This is a genomic window from Xanthomonas sp. GPE 39, assembly GCF_000963005.1.
In the GTDB taxonomy this organism is placed as follows: Bacteria; Pseudomonadota; Gammaproteobacteria; order Xanthomonadales; family Xanthomonadaceae; genus Xanthomonas_A.
Genome location: NZ_JZHZ01000007.1, coordinates 278,776 through 293,606 on the forward strand (window position 1 = coordinate 278,776; position 14,831 = coordinate 293,606).

General features: G+C 63.7%; 16 protein-coding genes and 1 riboswitch. Of the genes, 13 read left to right on the plus strand and 3 right to left on the minus strand.

All coding sequences use genetic code 11. The features are described from left to right. Positions 1 to 36: 36 nt before the first annotated feature. Positions 37 to 1,200 carry an isovaleryl-CoA dehydrogenase gene (locus tag XALGPE39_RS00965; RefSeq protein WP_045726612.1) on the minus strand — a complete coding sequence of 388 codons (1,164 nt, stop codon included), beginning with the start codon at positions 1,198 to 1,200 and terminating at the stop codon, positions 37 to 39. Positions 1,201 to 1,338: 138 nt separating this feature from the next. On the opposite strand from XALGPE39_RS00965, the gene XALGPE39_RS00970 reads away from it, so the two are divergent. The 3 genes from XALGPE39_RS00970 to XALGPE39_RS00980 all read left to right on the plus strand — a co-directional run bounded on the left by XALGPE39_RS00970 (position 1,339) and on the right by XALGPE39_RS00980 (position 2,953). Beyond that, complete coding sequence (locus XALGPE39_RS00970; RefSeq protein WP_045726613.1) at positions 1,339 to 1,947, plus strand: TetR/AcrR family transcriptional regulator; 609 nt, start codon at positions 1,339 to 1,341, stop codon at positions 1,945 to 1,947. Positions 1,948 to 2,094: 147 nt separating this feature from the next. Further along, entirely contained in the window at positions 2,095 to 2,613 is a 519-nt protein-coding gene (locus XALGPE39_RS00975) for a c-type cytochrome (protein ID WP_045726614.1), read from the plus strand. Positions 2,614 to 2,650: 37 nt separating this feature from the next. After that, the gene (locus XALGPE39_RS00980) at positions 2,651 to 2,953 is read left to right on the plus strand and encodes a DUF6624 domain-containing protein (protein ID WP_045726615.1); all 303 of its coding nucleotides are present in this window, start codon (positions 2,651 to 2,653) and stop codon (positions 2,951 to 2,953) included. A 42-nt stretch (positions 2,954 to 2,995) separates the two neighbouring features. On the opposite strand, the gene XALGPE39_RS00985 is transcribed toward XALGPE39_RS00980, so the two are convergent. Then, positions 2,996 to 3,379 carry a MerC domain-containing protein gene (locus XALGPE39_RS00985; RefSeq protein ID WP_045728858.1) on the minus strand — a complete coding sequence of 128 codons (384 nt, stop codon included), beginning with the start codon at positions 3,377 to 3,379 and terminating at the stop codon, positions 2,996 to 2,998. Positions 3,380 to 3,459: 80 nt separating this feature from the next. On the opposite strand from XALGPE39_RS00985, the gene XALGPE39_RS00990 reads away from it, so the two are divergent. The 3 genes from XALGPE39_RS00990 (at position 3,460) to zapE (ending at position 6,680) form a co-directional block, all read left to right on the plus strand. Beyond that, positions 3,460 to 4,785, plus strand: a complete 1,326-nt coding sequence (locus XALGPE39_RS00990; protein ID WP_045728859.1) for a GTP-binding protein — start codon at positions 3,460 to 3,462, stop codon at positions 4,783 to 4,785. Between the two features lie 135 nt (positions 4,786 to 4,920). Beyond that, positions 4,921 to 5,586 (plus strand): CocE/NonD family hydrolase, encoded by a 666-nt coding sequence (locus tag XALGPE39_RS00995; RefSeq protein ID WP_045726616.1) that lies wholly within the window; start codon positions 4,921 to 4,923, stop codon positions 5,584 to 5,586. Next, a complete protein-coding gene (gene zapE / locus XALGPE39_RS01000; protein ID WP_045726617.1) occupies positions 5,583 to 6,680 on the plus strand; it encodes a cell division protein ZapE in 1,098 nt (365 codons plus the stop codon). Before XALGPE39_RS00995 ends, zapE begins: the two co-directional genes overlap by 4 nt. Positions 6,681 to 6,739: 59 nt before the next feature. On the opposite strand, the gene XALGPE39_RS01005 is transcribed toward zapE, so the two are convergent. After that, positions 6,740 to 7,135 carry a hypothetical protein gene (locus tag XALGPE39_RS01005; RefSeq protein WP_045726618.1) on the minus strand — a complete coding sequence of 132 codons (396 nt, stop codon included), beginning with the start codon at positions 7,133 to 7,135 and terminating at the stop codon, positions 6,740 to 6,742. Positions 7,136 to 7,284: 149 nt separating this feature from the next. Between XALGPE39_RS01005 and XALGPE39_RS01010 the strand changes: the two genes are divergently transcribed. The 7 genes from XALGPE39_RS01010 (at position 7,285) to XALGPE39_RS01040 (ending at position 14,786) form a co-directional block, all read left to right on the plus strand. Further along, positions 7,285 to 7,737 (plus strand): MarR family transcriptional regulator, encoded by a 453-nt coding sequence (locus XALGPE39_RS01010; protein WP_045726619.1) that lies wholly within the window; start codon positions 7,285 to 7,287, stop codon positions 7,735 to 7,737. 100 nt (positions 7,738 to 7,837) lie between these two features. Beyond that, on the plus strand, positions 7,838 to 8,269 hold the full coding sequence (locus XALGPE39_RS01015; RefSeq protein WP_045726620.1) for an organic hydroperoxide resistance protein: 432 nt from the start codon (positions 7,838 to 7,840) through the stop codon (positions 8,267 to 8,269). A 295-nt stretch (positions 8,270 to 8,564) separates the two neighbouring features. After that, a riboswitch (cobalamin riboswitch) is annotated at positions 8,565 to 8,782 on the plus strand. Between the two features lie 178 nt (positions 8,783 to 8,960). After that, positions 8,961 to 11,372 carry a ribonucleoside-diphosphate reductase subunit alpha gene (locus tag XALGPE39_RS01020; protein ID WP_045726621.1) on the plus strand — a complete coding sequence of 804 codons (2,412 nt, stop codon included), beginning with the start codon at positions 8,961 to 8,963 and terminating at the stop codon, positions 11,370 to 11,372. 113 nt (positions 11,373 to 11,485) lie between these two features. Continuing rightward, entirely contained in the window at positions 11,486 to 12,526 is a 1,041-nt protein-coding gene (locus XALGPE39_RS01025; protein ID WP_045726622.1) for a ribonucleotide-diphosphate reductase subunit beta, read from the plus strand. A gap of 60 nt (positions 12,527 to 12,586) precedes the next feature. Further along, positions 12,587 to 13,102, plus strand: coding sequence for a flavodoxin (locus XALGPE39_RS01030; RefSeq protein WP_045726623.1), 516 nt, complete (start codon positions 12,587 to 12,589; stop codon positions 13,100 to 13,102). Between the two features lie 78 nt (positions 13,103 to 13,180). Then, positions 13,181 to 13,513, plus strand: a complete 333-nt coding sequence (locus XALGPE39_RS01035; protein WP_045726624.1) for a thioredoxin family protein — start codon at positions 13,181 to 13,183, stop codon at positions 13,511 to 13,513. Between the two features lie 409 nt (positions 13,514 to 13,922). Next, entirely contained in the window at positions 13,923 to 14,786 is an 864-nt protein-coding gene (locus XALGPE39_RS01040) for an NAD-dependent protein deacetylase (protein ID WP_045726625.1), read from the plus strand. Positions 14,787 to 14,831 lie beyond the last annotated feature (45 nt).

Below are 14,831 nucleotides of genomic sequence, written 5' to 3' on the forward strand. Positions count from 1 at the left end.
GTGGAGGGGAAACGTGTCTTGCGGAAACAGTGGGTGTTATTTGGTCTGCTCGAACAACTCGCGGCCGATCAACATGCGGCGGATCTCCGAGGTGCCAGCGCCGATTTCGTACAGTTTGGCGTCGCGCCACAGGCGCCCTGCGGGATAGTCGTTGATGTAGCCATTACCGCCAAGGACCTGGATTGCCTGGCCGGTGAGCCAGGTCGCTTTCTCGGCGGCATACAAAATTGCGCCAGCAGCATCCTGGCGCGTGGTACGGCCAGCGTCGCAGGCGCGGGCCACGGCGTACACATAGGCACGGCAAGCATTGAGGCCCACGTACATGTCGGCCAATTTGCCCTGTATCAGTTGGAAGTTGCCGATCGCCTCGCCGAACTGGTGGCGCTCGTGCACGTAGGGCAGTATCACGTCCAGCGCCGCCGCCATCAGCCCCAGTGGACCACCGGAGAGCACCACGCGTTCGTAATCCAGGCCCGACATCAGCACGCGCACGCCACCGCCGACCTCGCCGAGGACGTTCTCCGCAGGCACTTCGCAGTCCTGGAACACCAGCTCGCAGGTGTTGGAGCCGCGCATGCCGAGCTTGTCCAACTTCTGCGCGGTGGAGAAGCCGGGCATGGTCTTCTCGACCACAAACGCGGTGATGCCGCGCGCGCCGCCAGATGGATCGGTCTTGGCGTAGACCACCAGCACGTCGGCGTCGGGACCGTTGGTGATCCACATCTTGTTGCCGTTGAGGACGTAGCGGTCGCCGCGCGCTTCGGCGCGTAGTTTCATCGACACCACATCCGAGCCGGCACCGGGTTCGCTCATCGCCAGCGCACCGATATGTTCGCCGCTGCAGAGTTTGGGCAGGTAGCGCGCCTTCTGCGCGGCGTTGCCGTTCTTGCGCAACTGGTTCACGCACAGATTCGAATGCGCGCCGTAGGACAGGCCGATGGCACCGCAGCCACGCGAGATCTCCTCCATCGCCACCACATGGGCCAGATAGCCCATCGCACTGCCGCCGTATTGCTCCTCGACGGTGAGGCCGAGCAGGCCTTGTTCGCCGAGTTTGCGCCACAGCGGCACGGGGAAGGCGTTGTCGCGGTCGGCCTGTGCGGCCAGTGGTGCGATCTCGCGTGCGGCGAAGGCGGCGACGCTGTCGCGTAGCAGATCGATCTCCTCCCCCAGCTCGAAGTTCAGTGACGGCATCAACATGCGGCAGGCTCCGGAGGTGGCAGGTGGCAGGCGATGCCGCGCATCCGGGCGGCATCGGCGAAGTGAAGGCAGCTCCAGCGTAGTCGGGGACGGCAAAGAAGTGAATACGAATTCACTAATTGGACATAAAATCACGTCATGGCCTACAAACGCTCTGCGCTGATGCAAGAACGCCTTGCCGGCAACCGTCAGCGCATCCTGTTGGCGGCGCGGCGGTTGATTGCCATAGGTGGGTTCCGTGGCGCGCCGGTGATCGCGGTGGCCGCCGAGGCGGGTGTTTCCACTGGCCTGATCTACCGTCACTTTCCGTCTAAGGCCGAGCTGTTCGTGGAGGTGTTGACGGCGGCGGTGGAGCACGAATTGACCATCCTGCGTGCGATCGCCGCCGAGCCGGCACCGGCGGCGCAGCGTTTGCGGCGTGCCATTGCCGCGTTCGTGCGGCGTGCCTTGGCCGGCCCCGGGCTGGCCTATGCCTTCATCGCCGAGCCGGTGGAGCCGGAGGTGGATGCCGAACGCATCCGCTGCCGGCGTCTGCTCGGCGAGGTGTTCAAGCATCTGCTAGCCGAGGGTGTGGCTGCTGGGGAATTTCCGGCGCAAGATTTGGATGCGGCAGCGGCTTGCCTGGTCGGTGCCTACACCGAGGCGCTGGTCGGCCCGACTGCGCCCAGCCGCGATGGCCTGCGTGACAACGAGCGACTGGTGGAGGCGGTATGCAGTTTCTGTCTGCGCGCGGTCGGCAGCGCCTGACCTGTAGCTGCCCGCAACGGTGCGCTGTTGCGATGCAGCACGTTTCGTCTGCGCTTGCAGGCATTGCCCGCGTGCCGTGCGAGGCAAACGCTGGCTATACTCGGCGCGTAGCGGCGGTCCGATCACCACGTGCCAAAGGGGTGTGATGTGCGGAATTACGACCTCGAATTTCTCAAGCGCTTTTCACTGGTGATCGGCCTGCTGATGCTGATCACATTGGGGCTGATGGTGTTGGCGTTCTACTTGCAGCGGGCGATTCCGCCGGAAGTCTCGCCGGTCGCGCTCAAGCGCACCCAGGAGCGCATCGCGCCAGTCGGCGCGGTCTATGCTGGCAGCACCGGCGCTGCGGCGCAGGCCGCTGCGCAGGCGGCGGCCCTGGCCAAAGCCTCGGCGCAGGCGGCCTACGGTGGCACCACCGACGGCAAGACGATCTTCAACAACCTATGCACCGCCTGCCACACCAATGGCGTAGGCAAGGCGCCGACACTGGATCACGCGCACTGGGATGCGCGCATCGCCCAGGGCAAGCCGACGCTCTACAAGCATGCGATCGAGGGCTACAGCGGTCCCGATGGCGGGATCATGCCGCCCAAGGGCGGCAACCCGGGGCTAACCGAGGCGCAGATCCACGCCACCGTGGATTGGATGCTGTCCAATTTGAAGTAAATCTGGCGTCGTGTCGTGCGCCGCTGTCGGGTGTCGCATGTTTCAGCATGCAGATGCAGATCCCGCGTTACAGCAAAAGATGCTCAAACGACTGAAACTGTCGCATCTCCCCGATGGCATCGATCACAAGGCGTATTCGCTTCTGGTGGATCGTGTGCGGATCAACCTGAAGAAGCCTCAGGTCTACGGTAGCCAGTTTCATCGGGTCGACAACACGTGGGTGCCTTACCCTATCGAGCATCCTGCCGATGTCGATCAACGGCGCCAAGCGCTAGGGTTGATGCCCTTGCGACTGTACGCGTGCGTGGTGGTCGCTGCGAATACGTACAACGGCAATTGAGACAATTGATTTGCGTTGGCGTGCGCGTTGCAGTCGTTCGGCTTAGGAACTGCAACGTTGCCGGTGCCGCCGCCAGTTCCACAGGTGCGCGCCGGCCAAGGCCAGACTGCCCGCGACGGTGATGGGGGTTTCGTTGTCTTTGCCGGCAAGATCGAGCGCACCGATCAGTAAGCCAGCCAGCCCCAGCACGGCCAGGGACCATAGCGGCCAGGGCAGCGGCTCATGCCGGTGCGCGCGCCACAGCGCCAGCCCGGCCAGCGGCGCGGCGATGCTGACAAACAATACATGCACCCACTCCGCTTGCGCCCAGGTGCCGAACAGCGGCAGGGCCGCCGCCAGCAACGGTAACGCCAGACAATGCAGCAGGCATAAGCCGGACAGCAGCATTGCGGATGCATCGAGGAAGGGTTGCGACAAGGATTTCACGGTCAACGGTTCGGGCACGTATTGCGTTATAGGCTAACATTCTCAGGCGCACCTGAGCGCGTCTCACGCCGATGTCCGCCATGACCATGTCTGCCGTCTCCGACCGCCGTCTTCCCGTCACCGTGCTGTCCGGCTTCCTTGGCGCCGGCAAGACCACCCTGCTCAATAACGTGCTGCGCAACCGCGAGGGGCGTCGGGTGGCGGTGATCGTCAACGATATGAGCGAGATCAACATCGATGCGGCGCTGGTGCGCGAGGGCGGCGCCGCGCTTAGCCGCACCGAGGAAACGCTGGTCGAGTTCAGTAACGGCTGCATCTGCTGCACTCTGCGCGATGATTTGCGTCAGGAGGTGCAGCGTCTGGCCGATAGCGGTCGTTATGACTACCTGCTGATCGAATCCACCGGCATTTCCGAGCCGATGCCAGTGGCGGCGACCTTCGCCATGCGCGATGCCGATGGGCACGGTCTGGCCGATGTCGCGCGGCTGGACACCATGCTCACTGTTGTCGATGGGGTGAGTTTCCTGCGCGATTTCGCTTCGGCCGAGCGTCTGGCTGATCGCGGTCTGCAGGCCGGTGAGGATGACGATCGTGGTCTGGTCAACCTGTTGGTGGAACAGATCGAGTTCGCCGATGTGATTGTCATCAGCAAGAGCGATCTGGCCGATACGGTCACGCTCGAACGCACCCGTGCGGTGTTGCGCGCACTCAACCGTCAGGCGCGTATCGTCGAGTCCATTCGTGGCGATGTACCGCTGGATTTAGTGCTGGAAACCGGCCGTTTCGATTTCGTGCGCGCGCAATTGGCACCGGGCTGGATGCAGGCACTGCGCGGCGAACATGCGCCGGAAACCGAGCAATTCGATATCGGCAGCTTCGTGTATCGCGCACGGCGTCCGTTCCATCCGCTGCGCTTTGCGCAATTGACCCAGCGCGGCTTGCACGATGTGATCCGCAGCAAGGGCTTTTTCTGGCTGGCTAGCCGCATGGACTGGGTCGGCGAACTATCGATTGTCGGTCCGGCGATCCAGACCCAGGCCGCTGGCTTCTGGTACGCCGCGCGCGAGCGTGTGGACCAGGGATTGTTGGAAACCCCGTTGGTGCTGCCGCCGTCGCCGCTGGTGTACACCGAATTGGGCTGGCAACGGCAACACACCGCATGTTGGAACGCCCCGCCACCGCAGGCCGAGGACGTTGGCGATGCACGCGAATATGCCGCGCTGCGCGCCATGTGGCATCCGTTGTGGGGCGACCGCCGTCAGGAGTTGGCCGTGATCGGGGTCGGCCTGGACGAGGCGCGGGTGCGTGCCGAACTCGATGCCTGCTTGCTCGACGATGCGGAGTTGGGTCAGGGTCCGGTGGCATGGCAGGGGCTGGACGATCCGTTTCCGGCGTGGCGTCGCTGAGGTCGGAGTCGGGCTTTGACACGGCACATTTTCCGTTGAGATAGCGCCCCTCACCCGCAACATCCGCTTCGGAAAAGAACGCTGCGTGCGTCATGTGCGCATGTGGTTCGCATCCCACCTCGGTATGATGTGAGGATGACATCTCCTGCTTTCCCAGTTGTTTCTGCTGTATTGACCCTGCATGGTCCGGCCGGCCCGATTGAGGCGGCCGTGGATCTGCCCGATGCCGACGTCGTCGCATTGCCAGTCACCGCGATCATTTGCCACCCGCTGTCCACCGAGGGCGGCAGCATGCACAACAAGGTGGTGACGATGGTCGGGCGCGCGCTGCGCGAACTCGGCGTGCGGGTGGTGCGTTTCAATTTCCGCAGCGTGGGTGCTTCCGCTGGCGGTTTCGACCACGGCGTGGGCGAGCAGCAGGATCTGGCCGCCGTGGCTGCCTGGGTGCGCGCGCAGCGTCCGCACGATGCGCTGTGGCTGGCCGGTTTCAGCTTTGGTGCCTATGTGTCGCTGTGCGCCAGCGCCGCGCTGCAGCCGCAGGTGCTGATCTCGATCGCACCGCCGGTCGGGCGCTGGGATTTCGATGGTGTGGTGCCGCCGCCGCAGTGGCTGGTGATCCAGGGCGATGACGACGAAATCGTCGATCCACAGGCGGTATATGCTTGGTTGGAGACGCTGGCGTCGCCGCCACAACTGGTGCGCATGCCCGATACCAGTCATTTCTTCCATCGCAAGCTAATCGATCTGCGCGGTGCCTTGCAGCACGCGGTCAAGGGCTGGTTGCCGGCGGCACAGGCGTGAGTGCGGAGACAATCCCTTCGCGGCGCTACGCCGAGGGCGTGGCGCGTGGGGACTGGCTCGACGATCCGGCACAGCATGCTGCGCTGACCGAACTGGATCGTCTCCACACGGCGATCGTGGAGAGCGAGCAAGACGGCTGGCTGGACCGCATGGCGGCGTTCTGGAAGAAGCCCGAGCCGGTGCGCGGCTTGTACTTCTGGGGGGGAGTGGGGCGCGGCAAGACCTTCCTGGTCGATCTGTTCTACGACGGCTTGCCGATCGAGCGTAAGTACCGCACGCATTTCCATCGCTTCATGCGCGGTGTGCACGAGCGCCTGCGCGAGCATGCCGGGCATAGCGATCCCCTGGCCAGAATCGCGCAGGAGTGGCGCACCCGTTTGCGGGTGCTGGTGCTGGACGAATTCTTTGTGACCGACATCGGCGATGCGATGTTGCTGGGGCGATTGCTGGAGCGCTTGTTCGCCGAGGGTGTCACCCTGGTGACCACCTCCAACACCGCGCCGCAGAATCTCTACCTCAACGGTTTGCAGCGGGCGAGCTTCCTGCCGGTCATCGCGCTGCTGCAAAAGTACTGCGTGGAGTTATACGCCGAAGGCACCGAGGACTACCGCATGCGCGCGTTGACGCGCTCGCCGGTATATCGCACGTCGCTGGCCGAGGAGGCCGACGCATGGCTGGAACAACGCTGGAGCGAGCTGACCGGCAATGCCGAGGCGCGATGTGGCAACATCGAGATCGAAGCGCGCAAGATTCCGGTGCGCGCACGCGGCAAGAGTATCGTCTGGTTCGATTTCGCCGCGTTGTGCGAGGGGCCGCGCAGTCCGAATGACTACATCGAAATCGCGCGCGAGTTCACCACTCTCCTGCTTGGCGGCATTCCTCACTTTGGTCGCGCCAACGAAGACGCGGCACGGCGCTTCGTCAACCTGATTGATGAGTTGTACGACCGGCATGTCAATCTGGTCTGCACAGCGCAGGATCCGCCGCCGCTGCTGTACACCGGTGAGCGCCTGGCCGGTGCGTTTGAACGCACCGCCTCGCGCCTGATCGAAATGCAGAGCGCCGAGTACCTGGCCGCCGCGCACCGCGCCTGAGTGCCTGCTGCGCGGCGGCATGCCGGTCGCGATGACGGGACTGCCTGCTTGGGCTGTGCTCAGCGCACCGCCCCGGGCGCACACAGCCCGGCGACGAAGCGTGGCATCAGTCCCGCGCCATCGATTTCTTCCAGATAGGCGGCGGCCAGGCAGCTGGCGCCGTCTCTGTCAGCGTCAGCGCAGCGCGCTGGCCCTAGGTCGCCCTCCTGTGGCAATTGCCGTTCCATGGCCTGGCGCTCTGCTGCGGGCAAGGCGTCGCGAAAGGTTTCTTCGGCATCGAGCAGGTCGGCTGGGAAGAGCCGGTTGGTCGGCACCTTCGGGCATTGGCGGCGTATTTCACGGGCCAGCGCCTCGGCACCGGGGCCGACCAGGGTGTCGCCCTCGGGTAGCGTATTGGGCTCGGTGTCAGTGGGCGCACCGCTGAGCGCGGCCAGCAGCAGCAATGGGGCGAGCATGCGATACCTCCTTGAGTATTGCCTGGCAGCATAATCCGCCTTGGCCGGTGGCGGATCTGACCCGCCGCCAGCGGCCGGCTTCAGTGACGAGTTGGTTCTCGAAAAAATATAGCTTGCTATTTAATAGCTAGCGATTTAATATCGTGGTCATGAATCGTCCTGCTGCTGCCACCGACCTGCTCCGGCTGGACAACCAGTTGTGCTTCGCCCTGTATTCGGCCAACTTGGCCATGCACAAGCTCTATCGTGGGCTGTTGCGCACGCTCGGCCTGACTTATCCTCAGTACCTGGCGATGCTGGTGCTGTGGGAGCAGGATCAGTGCAGTGTCTCGGACATCGGCGAGCGCCTGTTCCTGGATTCGGCCACGCTGACGCCGCTGCTCAAGCGCCTGGAGGCGCTCGGCCTGCTGACTCGTCGCCGTGCCGTCGAGGACGAGCGCCGGGTGCTGGTCGCCCTGACCGAACGCGGTCGCGCCTTGCGCGAGCAGGCGCAAGTGTTGCCGGAGCGTGTGCTGTGCGCGGTCGCCTGCGATCTGCCGCAACTGACCCGTTTGAAACACGAACTGGAGGACATCCGCGGCAAGTTACTGGCCGCGCCTTGAGCGTTGCCTGCGTCCACTTCGCCGATTTTGTTGCGTCCTACTCTGTTCGACCCTCTCCATCCCCGACGCCACGGCGTCGACCTTCGTAAGGAGTATCACCATGGCTTCACCGACCACCATTGCTTACACCGCCACCGCCACCGCCACCGGGGGCCGCGACGGCCGCGCCGCGACCCCTGACAAAGCGTTGGACGTCAAGCTATCGACTCCGCGTGAACTGGGCGGCGCCGGCGGCGACGGCACCAACCCGGAACAACTGTTTGCGGCCGGTTATTCGGCCTGTTTCCTCGGCGCGATGAAGTTCGTCGCCGGTCAGGAGCAGCTCAAGCTGCCGGCCGAGCCGACCATCGAAGGCCAGGTCGGCATCGGCCAGATCCCCGGCGGCTTTGGCATCGCCGTGGAACTGCGCATCGCGGTGCCAGGTATGGAGCATGCGGCGCTGCAGGCGCTGGTGGACAAGGCCCATCAGGTATGCCCGTATTCCAATGCCACCCGTGGCAACATCGATGTGAATCTGGTTGTGGTCGCCTGAGTCAGCAGTGCCCGACCCGCCGCACGACGGCGGTGTCCGGCACTGTGATGTCCTCTGCCCGTGGCATTGGCGCCGGGCAGAAGCGCATCCCCCGCAGCGGGCGGCCATCGGCCGCCCGTTTGCGTTGTGCCGACAGCCCGCCGCCCCCCCCGTTTTGGCCGCGCGCCTTGGTTGTTTCACAAGGCCATCACGGCCTCGATCCCGGTGATGGAGGCCGGTTGCGTAGGCAAACCATTGGCGGGCTTAGCTTTTCGTGATTACACCTACATTTAGCGTTGACGCCACTATGACACCCCACTATCTTGGGGTTGTCGGTTCCTGAGGCATCTCGCCTCGGGATCAAAAGGGAAGCCGGTATGGCGTGTGAGCGCCAACGCCGGTGCTGTGCCGCCGCGGTCATTGGGAACGAACCTTCACTGCCCGGGGCTTACGCCTTGGCGGGCGAGGGGCTCGGAACTGCCTAGTAGCCGCGGTCTATCAGCCCGAAGACCTGCCGACAGCCGCGTGAAGCACACCGCGTGGCGCCGACCTTGTGTCTCCGGGGGGAGATCTTGGTGACGCAGATGACCGCTCGCAGGCCCCGCCTGTGCTGCTGGTTTTCCGTGACACCGCATCACCTTCGCCGATTCGGTCGGACCGCTGCCTGAGGGGGGGGCGGGTGGTTGTGTGCATAACGCTTGGAGAGATTTTCATGAGCCAGACCCACAGCCTGCCGGCTGCCGCTTCCATCGACGACGCCGTCGATTCCACGACCGCCGCCGCCATCGCGCAGCCCACCACGGCCAGCAGCGAGCCAAGCAACGATCAGCGCGCCGTCACTTGGATCGTCAAGGACGGCGGTAACCGCCGCATGGCTTTCGACCGTTCGCGCCTGCAGCGCACTTTGGATCGGATCCACGCCGAGTTTCCGCAACTGGACGTGAGCGACTACGAGCGCAAGGCGTTCGCCTTCATCGAGAAGAAGGAAAGCCTGTCTGCCGACGAGATGGTCGACTACCTGATTCGCGAAGCCGAATCGCGCGTGGACATCGCCACCCCGGAGTGGGAGTACTTCGCCGCGCGTCTGTACCTGGACCGCTTGTACAAGCGCGCCAGCAAGAACCGTTTCTACGATGCCGGCGAGAAGTACGGCTCCTACGTCGGCCTGCAGGAAAGCCTGGCCGATCGCGGTGTGTATTCGATCGACATCCTCAAGAATTATTCCAAGGAAGAGCTGGCCGAGGCTGGCCGGATGATCGATCCCGAGCGCGACAAGTTGTTCGCCTACAACGGCCTGTACTTGCTGGCCACGCGCTACCTGGCCACCGACAACTCGCGCAAGGTCTACGAACTGCCGCAGGAGCGCTGGCTGACCATCGCGCTGTACCTGATGCAGGACGAAAAACCGCGTGAGCGCCGCATGCAACTGGTCGGCGAGGCGTATTGGGCGCTGTCCAACCTGTACATGACCGTCGCCACACCGACCCTGTCCAACGCCGGCAAGATCGGCGGGCAGTTGTCGAGCTGCTTCATCGACACCGTCGACGACAGCCTGCAAGGCATCTACGACTCCAACACCGACGTGGCGCGCGTGTCCAAACATGGTGGTGGCGTCGGTGCCTACCTGGGCTACGTGCGTTCTTCCGGCTCGGCGATCCGTGGGGTCAAGAACTCCAGTGGCGGCGTGGTGCCGTGGATCAAGCAGCTCAACAACACCGCCGTGTCGGTGGACCAGCTCGGCCAGCGCAAGGGCGCCATCGCCGTGTACCTGGACATCTGGCACCGCGATATCGAGGCGTTCCTGGATCTGCGCCTGAACAACGGCGATCAGCGCCTGCGCGCGCATGACGTGTTCACCGCGGTGTGCGTGCCGGATATCTTCATGGAAGCGGTGGAGCGTCGTGGCGAGTGGTATCTGTTCGACCCGTATGAAGTGAAAGAGGTCAAGGGTTGGTATCTGCAGGACTTCTTCGACGAAAAGCGTGGCGAAGGCAGTTTCCGCGCCAAATACGAGGAAGTGGTGGCCGACGAACGCATCGGTCGCAAGGTGGTCAAGGCCATCGACATGTTCAAGCGGATCATGGTCAGCCAACTGGAGACCGGCAATCCGTTCATGTTCTATCGCGATGAAGTCAATCGTATGAACCCGAACAAGCACCAGGGCATGGTCTATTCCAGCAACCTGTGCACCGAGATCCTGCAGAACATGAGCCCGACTCGGGTCATCCAGGAGATGATCAGCGGCGATCAGATCGTGACCACCAAACAGGCTGGCGACTTCGTCGTGTGCAACCTGTCCTCGGTCAACCTGGGCCGTGCGGTCACCGCACAGCCGGATCTGCTGTCGCCGGACATCCTGGAGCGGTTGATCCGCATCCAGGTGCGCATGCTCGACAACGTCATCGACCTCAACGACCTGCCGGTGCCGCAAGCCACCATCACCAACCAGAAGTACCGCGCCATTGGCCTGGGCACCTTCGGCTGGCATCACTTGCTGGCGCAGAAGGGCATCGACTGGAACTCGCGTCAGGCCGAGGACTACAGCGACACGCTGTACGAGCGCATCAATTACCTGACCATCCAGGCGAGCCTGGCGCTGGCCAAGGAAAAGGGCGCCTACAAGGTGTTCAAGGGCAGCGACTGGCAGAACGGCGAGTACTTCAGCAAGCGCGGCTATGACAGTGCGCAGTGGCAGGAGCTGGCCGCGCAGGTGAGCGTGCATGGCGTGCGCAACGCCTGGATGGTGGCGGTGGCGCCAAACATGAGTACCGCACAGATCGCCGGTTCCACCGCGTCGATCGACCCGATCTACAGCGCGTTCTACTACGAAGAGAAGAAGGACTTCCGTCGTCCGGTGGTGGCGCCGGGGCTGAACGTGGACACCTACCCGTACTACGAAAAGGGTGCCTACAAGGTCGACCAGTTCGCTAGCGTGCGCCAGAATGCTCGTCGTCAGCGCCACGTCGATCAATCGATCAGCTTCAACTTCTACGTGCCCAGCGGCATTCGCGCCGGCACGCTGCTGGACCTGCACATGACCGCGTGGAGGGAAGGCCTGAAGACCACCTACTACGTGCGTTCCAACGACATCGATATCAGCGAATGCGAGTGGTGCTCCAGCTGATCGCCGGCACCTAGCGCCCAGCGACGCGCACGCCAGGGATATCCCGGTGCGCGTCGCGCGGTTCCGTCGCGCCGCATGTCGGCGCCGTTCACCCGATTTACGAAGCAAACACCATGGCCATCGCGCTCGATCGCATCAAAATTCTCGAACCGCTGCACCCCAACCGGTCCACCGGCATCATCAACGGCACCACCAGCGGCATCCTCAACTGGAACGACATCCCGTATCCGTCCTTCTATCGGGCGTACAAGGAGTTGTCGACCAACTTCTGGATTCCCGACGAAGTGGACATGAAGGGCGATGCCAAGCAGTACAGCGAACTGTCGGCGCGCGAGAAGAATGCCTACGACTCGATCATCGGCTTGCTGGCCACGCTGGATTCGCCGCAGACACGCTTCATCTACAACGTTGCCGAATACATCACCGACCCGGCCGCGCACGCCAATGCCGCGATCATCGGCCAGCAGGAAGTGATCCACAACGAGAGCTACTCCTACGTCCTGGCGTCGATCGCCGGTCTGGCCGACCAGAACCGCGTGTTCGAAATCGCGCGCACGCATCCGACCATCATTGCGCGCAACCAGCCGATCATGCAGGCCTATGACGACTTCATGCGCGAGAAGACCGCCGAGACTCTGCTGCGCTCACTGATCCAGTCCTCGATTCTGGAAGGCATTAACTTCTATTCGGGCTTTGCCTACTTCTACAATCTCGTGCGGCAGAACCGCATGACCGGCACCGGCAAGATCATCAGCTTCATCAACCGCGACGAACTGGCCCACACCAAGTTCATCAGCGAACTGATCCGCGCCATCATCGGCGAGAACGCCGAGCTGCAGACCAACGAACTGACGGACTACGTGCACCAGGCTTTCGAGCACGCGATCCGCCTGGAAACCGAGTGGTCCTCGGAAGTGCTCGACGGCATCGAGGGCATCGACGTGGACGAGATGATTCAGTACGTGAAGTACCGCGCCAACAAGATGTCCGGCATGCTCGGTATCGAAAAACTGTACACCGGTGCCAGCGACAACGTGATGCCGTGGATCAAGGCCTACGCCGACAACTTCACCGAGACCAAGACCGACTTTTTCGAAATGCGTAACGCCAGTTACAAGAAGACCAACTCTGACAACGGCTTCGACGACCTGTAAGCAGACCGCGCGCGGTTCGATCCGCATCGCGCGCGCTGCTTGTTGCACACATCCATCGTCATGCAGATCCTGCTCGCCTACGCCTCGCTCAGCGGCAACACCCGCGACGTCGCCCGCCGCGTGCATGCGCAGTGCGAGGCCGCTGGTCATCAAGTGACCTGGATCCACACCGATCTGCAGACCTTGCACGGCGCACTGTGCGATCCGGCGCGTGCCGCCGGCTTTGATCTGCATCTGCTCGGCAGTTGGACCGATAACGCCGGCCGCACGCCCTCGGAAATGAAGCGCTACATCGCCGAACTGGTCGAAGCGGCAGGCCGGCATGCCGAGGTGGCAGTATTCGGTACCGGCGAGACGCAGTGGGGTTTGGAATACTATTGTGGTGCGGTCAAGCGCATCGCGCGGTTCTTCGATAGCGCCTATCCGCTGCTGGAGATCGAGCAGATGCCGCATGGAGATCGCGATACGGCGGCGATCGATGCCTGGTGCGCGCAGGTGTTGGCGTTGCGCGCCGCGCGCCCTGCGTCGGTCGGTCAGGCTGGTGTTGCGGTGCTGCCCGTGCATGGCAGTGGTTGATTGCGCCGTTTTTTCCTTTCCGCTCTCGCGCTGGCCGTTGCCGCGCGGTGAGTCACGCGCCATACGAGGTTCTGTTGCATGCTTACCACCATCACTGTTTCCAGCCCAGAGCAGTTCGCCGATGCACTCGCCGCACACCCGCGCGTGTTGGCCGATTTCAACAAGGACAATTGCCCCGGCTGTCGCATGCTGGACAAATCGCTGGAGCGCTTCGCCGAGAGCGACAGCGCGCAAGGCGTCACCTTGCTCAAGGTGAAAATGGAAGACGTGGGCGAAGCGTTCTTCCGTGCTCAGGGTCTGCGCCAGACTCCGACGCTGATGCTGTTCCGCCACGGCGCGGAAGTGGCGCGCGTGCCCGGCTTCGTGCCGCCTGCAAAGATCGATGAAGCAGTACGCGCGCATCTGGGTTGAGTCTGCTGTGCGTGCGCGCTGCGGTTAGTCAGCAACGGTCTGGTGAGTCCTGCAAGACGCGCCACCACAGCCTCAGCAGCCATCAGGACCGTAGCGTACCCTGTAAGTCGCCTGGCACGAGGTCGCAGTGAAGGCGTGCGCATGCCGGTGTCAACACTTGCGTCCAACGCTGTTCAGCGCGATGCACAGCAGCCTCGCGTCGGCACGTCGCCGCTCGCCCCGCGGCGGTAGCAGAGCGATGCCGGGGTGAGATCGCGTCACGCCTGTGCGCTACCTCGCGCGTCTGCCGCGATGGCGACGGGGTCTTGCGTCTACGCGCCGCATGCCCAAGATAGAGGCGAGTGTAGCGTCGTCGATGGGCTCGGCTGAGCGGTTGCGGCGCATCCAGACCATTTCCGGGAGCTGCGCCATGCCCCAGTTGCTGCAGGATCCGTCCGACTCCGCGCATGCGGCGGTCACCGCGTTGGAGGCGTTCGTTGCGCGCCATCGTCGCCTGTTCATCCTCACCGGCGCCGGTTGCAGCACCGATTCGGGTATCCCCGATTACCGCGACGCCGCCGGGGAGTGGAAGCGCACCCCGCCGGTCACCTATCAAGCGTTCATGGGCGCGCTGGCGACGCGGCAGCGCTACTGGGCGCGCAGCCTGATCGGTTGGCCGCGCTTCGGCCATGCCCGGCCCAACGCGACGCACGCCGCGTTGGCACAACTGGAGGCGCGCGGGCAGGTCGCGCTGCTGCTCACTCAGAACGTGGATGGCCTGCACCAGACTGCCGGCAGCCGCGCGGTGATCGACTTGCACGGTCGCTTGGATGTGGTGCGCTGCATGCAGTGCGAGCAGCGCATGCCGCGCGAAACGTTCCAGCAGCACCTGCTGCAGCACAATCCGCACTGGGCGACGCTGCAGGCCGGGCAGGCTCCCGATGGCGATGCCGATCTGGATGATGTGGATTTCGCTGCGTTCGTCGTGCCGGCGTGTCCGCATTGTGGCGGCGTGCTCAAGCCGGACGTGGTGTTCTTTGGCGAAAACGTCCCGCGTGAGCGCGTGGCTAGCGCATTCGCGCATCTGCAGCAGGCCGACGCCATGTTGGTGGTGGGTTCCTCGTTGATGGTCTATTCCGGCTTTCGCTTCGTGCAGGCGGCGGCCAAGGCGGGCATACCGATTGCCGCGATCAATCTGGGCCGTACCCGCGCCGACGATTTGCTGGATCTGAAAGTGCCCCAGCCGTGCGCGCAGGCGCTGGCATTCCTGCAGCCCCCTGCTGGCCTGGTGTAGCACGATGCGTTGCGAATCCGGACACGAACTGATCCATCGGCAGTG

Coding starts and splice junctions, on each gene's coding strand:
- XALGPE39_RS00980 (WP_045726615.1), top strand. CDS start 2,651: ATGTTTCAGCATGCAGATGCAGATCCCGCGTTACAGCAAAAGATGCTC.
- XALGPE39_RS00990 (WP_045728859.1), top strand. CDS start 3,460: ATGACCATGTCTGCCGTCTCCGACCGCCGTCTTCCCGTCACCGTGCTG.
- XALGPE39_RS01015 (WP_045726620.1), top strand. CDS start 7,838: ATGGCTTCACCGACCACCATTGCTTACACCGCCACCGCCACCGCCACC.
- XALGPE39_RS01035 (WP_045726624.1), top strand. CDS start 13,181: ATGCTTACCACCATCACTGTTTCCAGCCCAGAGCAGTTCGCCGATGCA.
- XALGPE39_RS00995 (WP_045726616.1), top strand. CDS start 4,921: ATGACATCTCCTGCTTTCCCAGTTGTTTCTGCTGTATTGACCCTGCAT.
- XALGPE39_RS00970 (WP_045726613.1), top strand. CDS start 1,339: ATGGCCTACAAACGCTCTGCGCTGATGCAAGAACGCCTTGCCGGCAAC.
- XALGPE39_RS00965 (WP_045726612.1), bottom strand. CDS start 1,200: ATGTTGATGCCGTCACTGAACTTCGAGCTGGGGGAGGAGATCGATCTG.
- XALGPE39_RS01010 (WP_045726619.1), top strand. CDS start 7,285: ATGAATCGTCCTGCTGCTGCCACCGACCTGCTCCGGCTGGACAACCAG.
- XALGPE39_RS01005 (WP_045726618.1), bottom strand. CDS start 7,135: ATGCTCGCCCCATTGCTGCTGCTGGCCGCGCTCAGCGGTGCGCCCACT.
- XALGPE39_RS01040 (WP_045726625.1), top strand. CDS start 13,923: ATGCCCCAGTTGCTGCAGGATCCGTCCGACTCCGCGCATGCGGCGGTC.
- XALGPE39_RS01020 (WP_045726621.1), top strand. CDS start 8,961: ATGAGCCAGACCCACAGCCTGCCGGCTGCCGCTTCCATCGACGACGCC.
- XALGPE39_RS01025 (WP_045726622.1), top strand. CDS start 11,486: ATGGCCATCGCGCTCGATCGCATCAAAATTCTCGAACCGCTGCACCCC.
- XALGPE39_RS01030 (WP_045726623.1), top strand. CDS start 12,587: ATGCAGATCCTGCTCGCCTACGCCTCGCTCAGCGGCAACACCCGCGAC.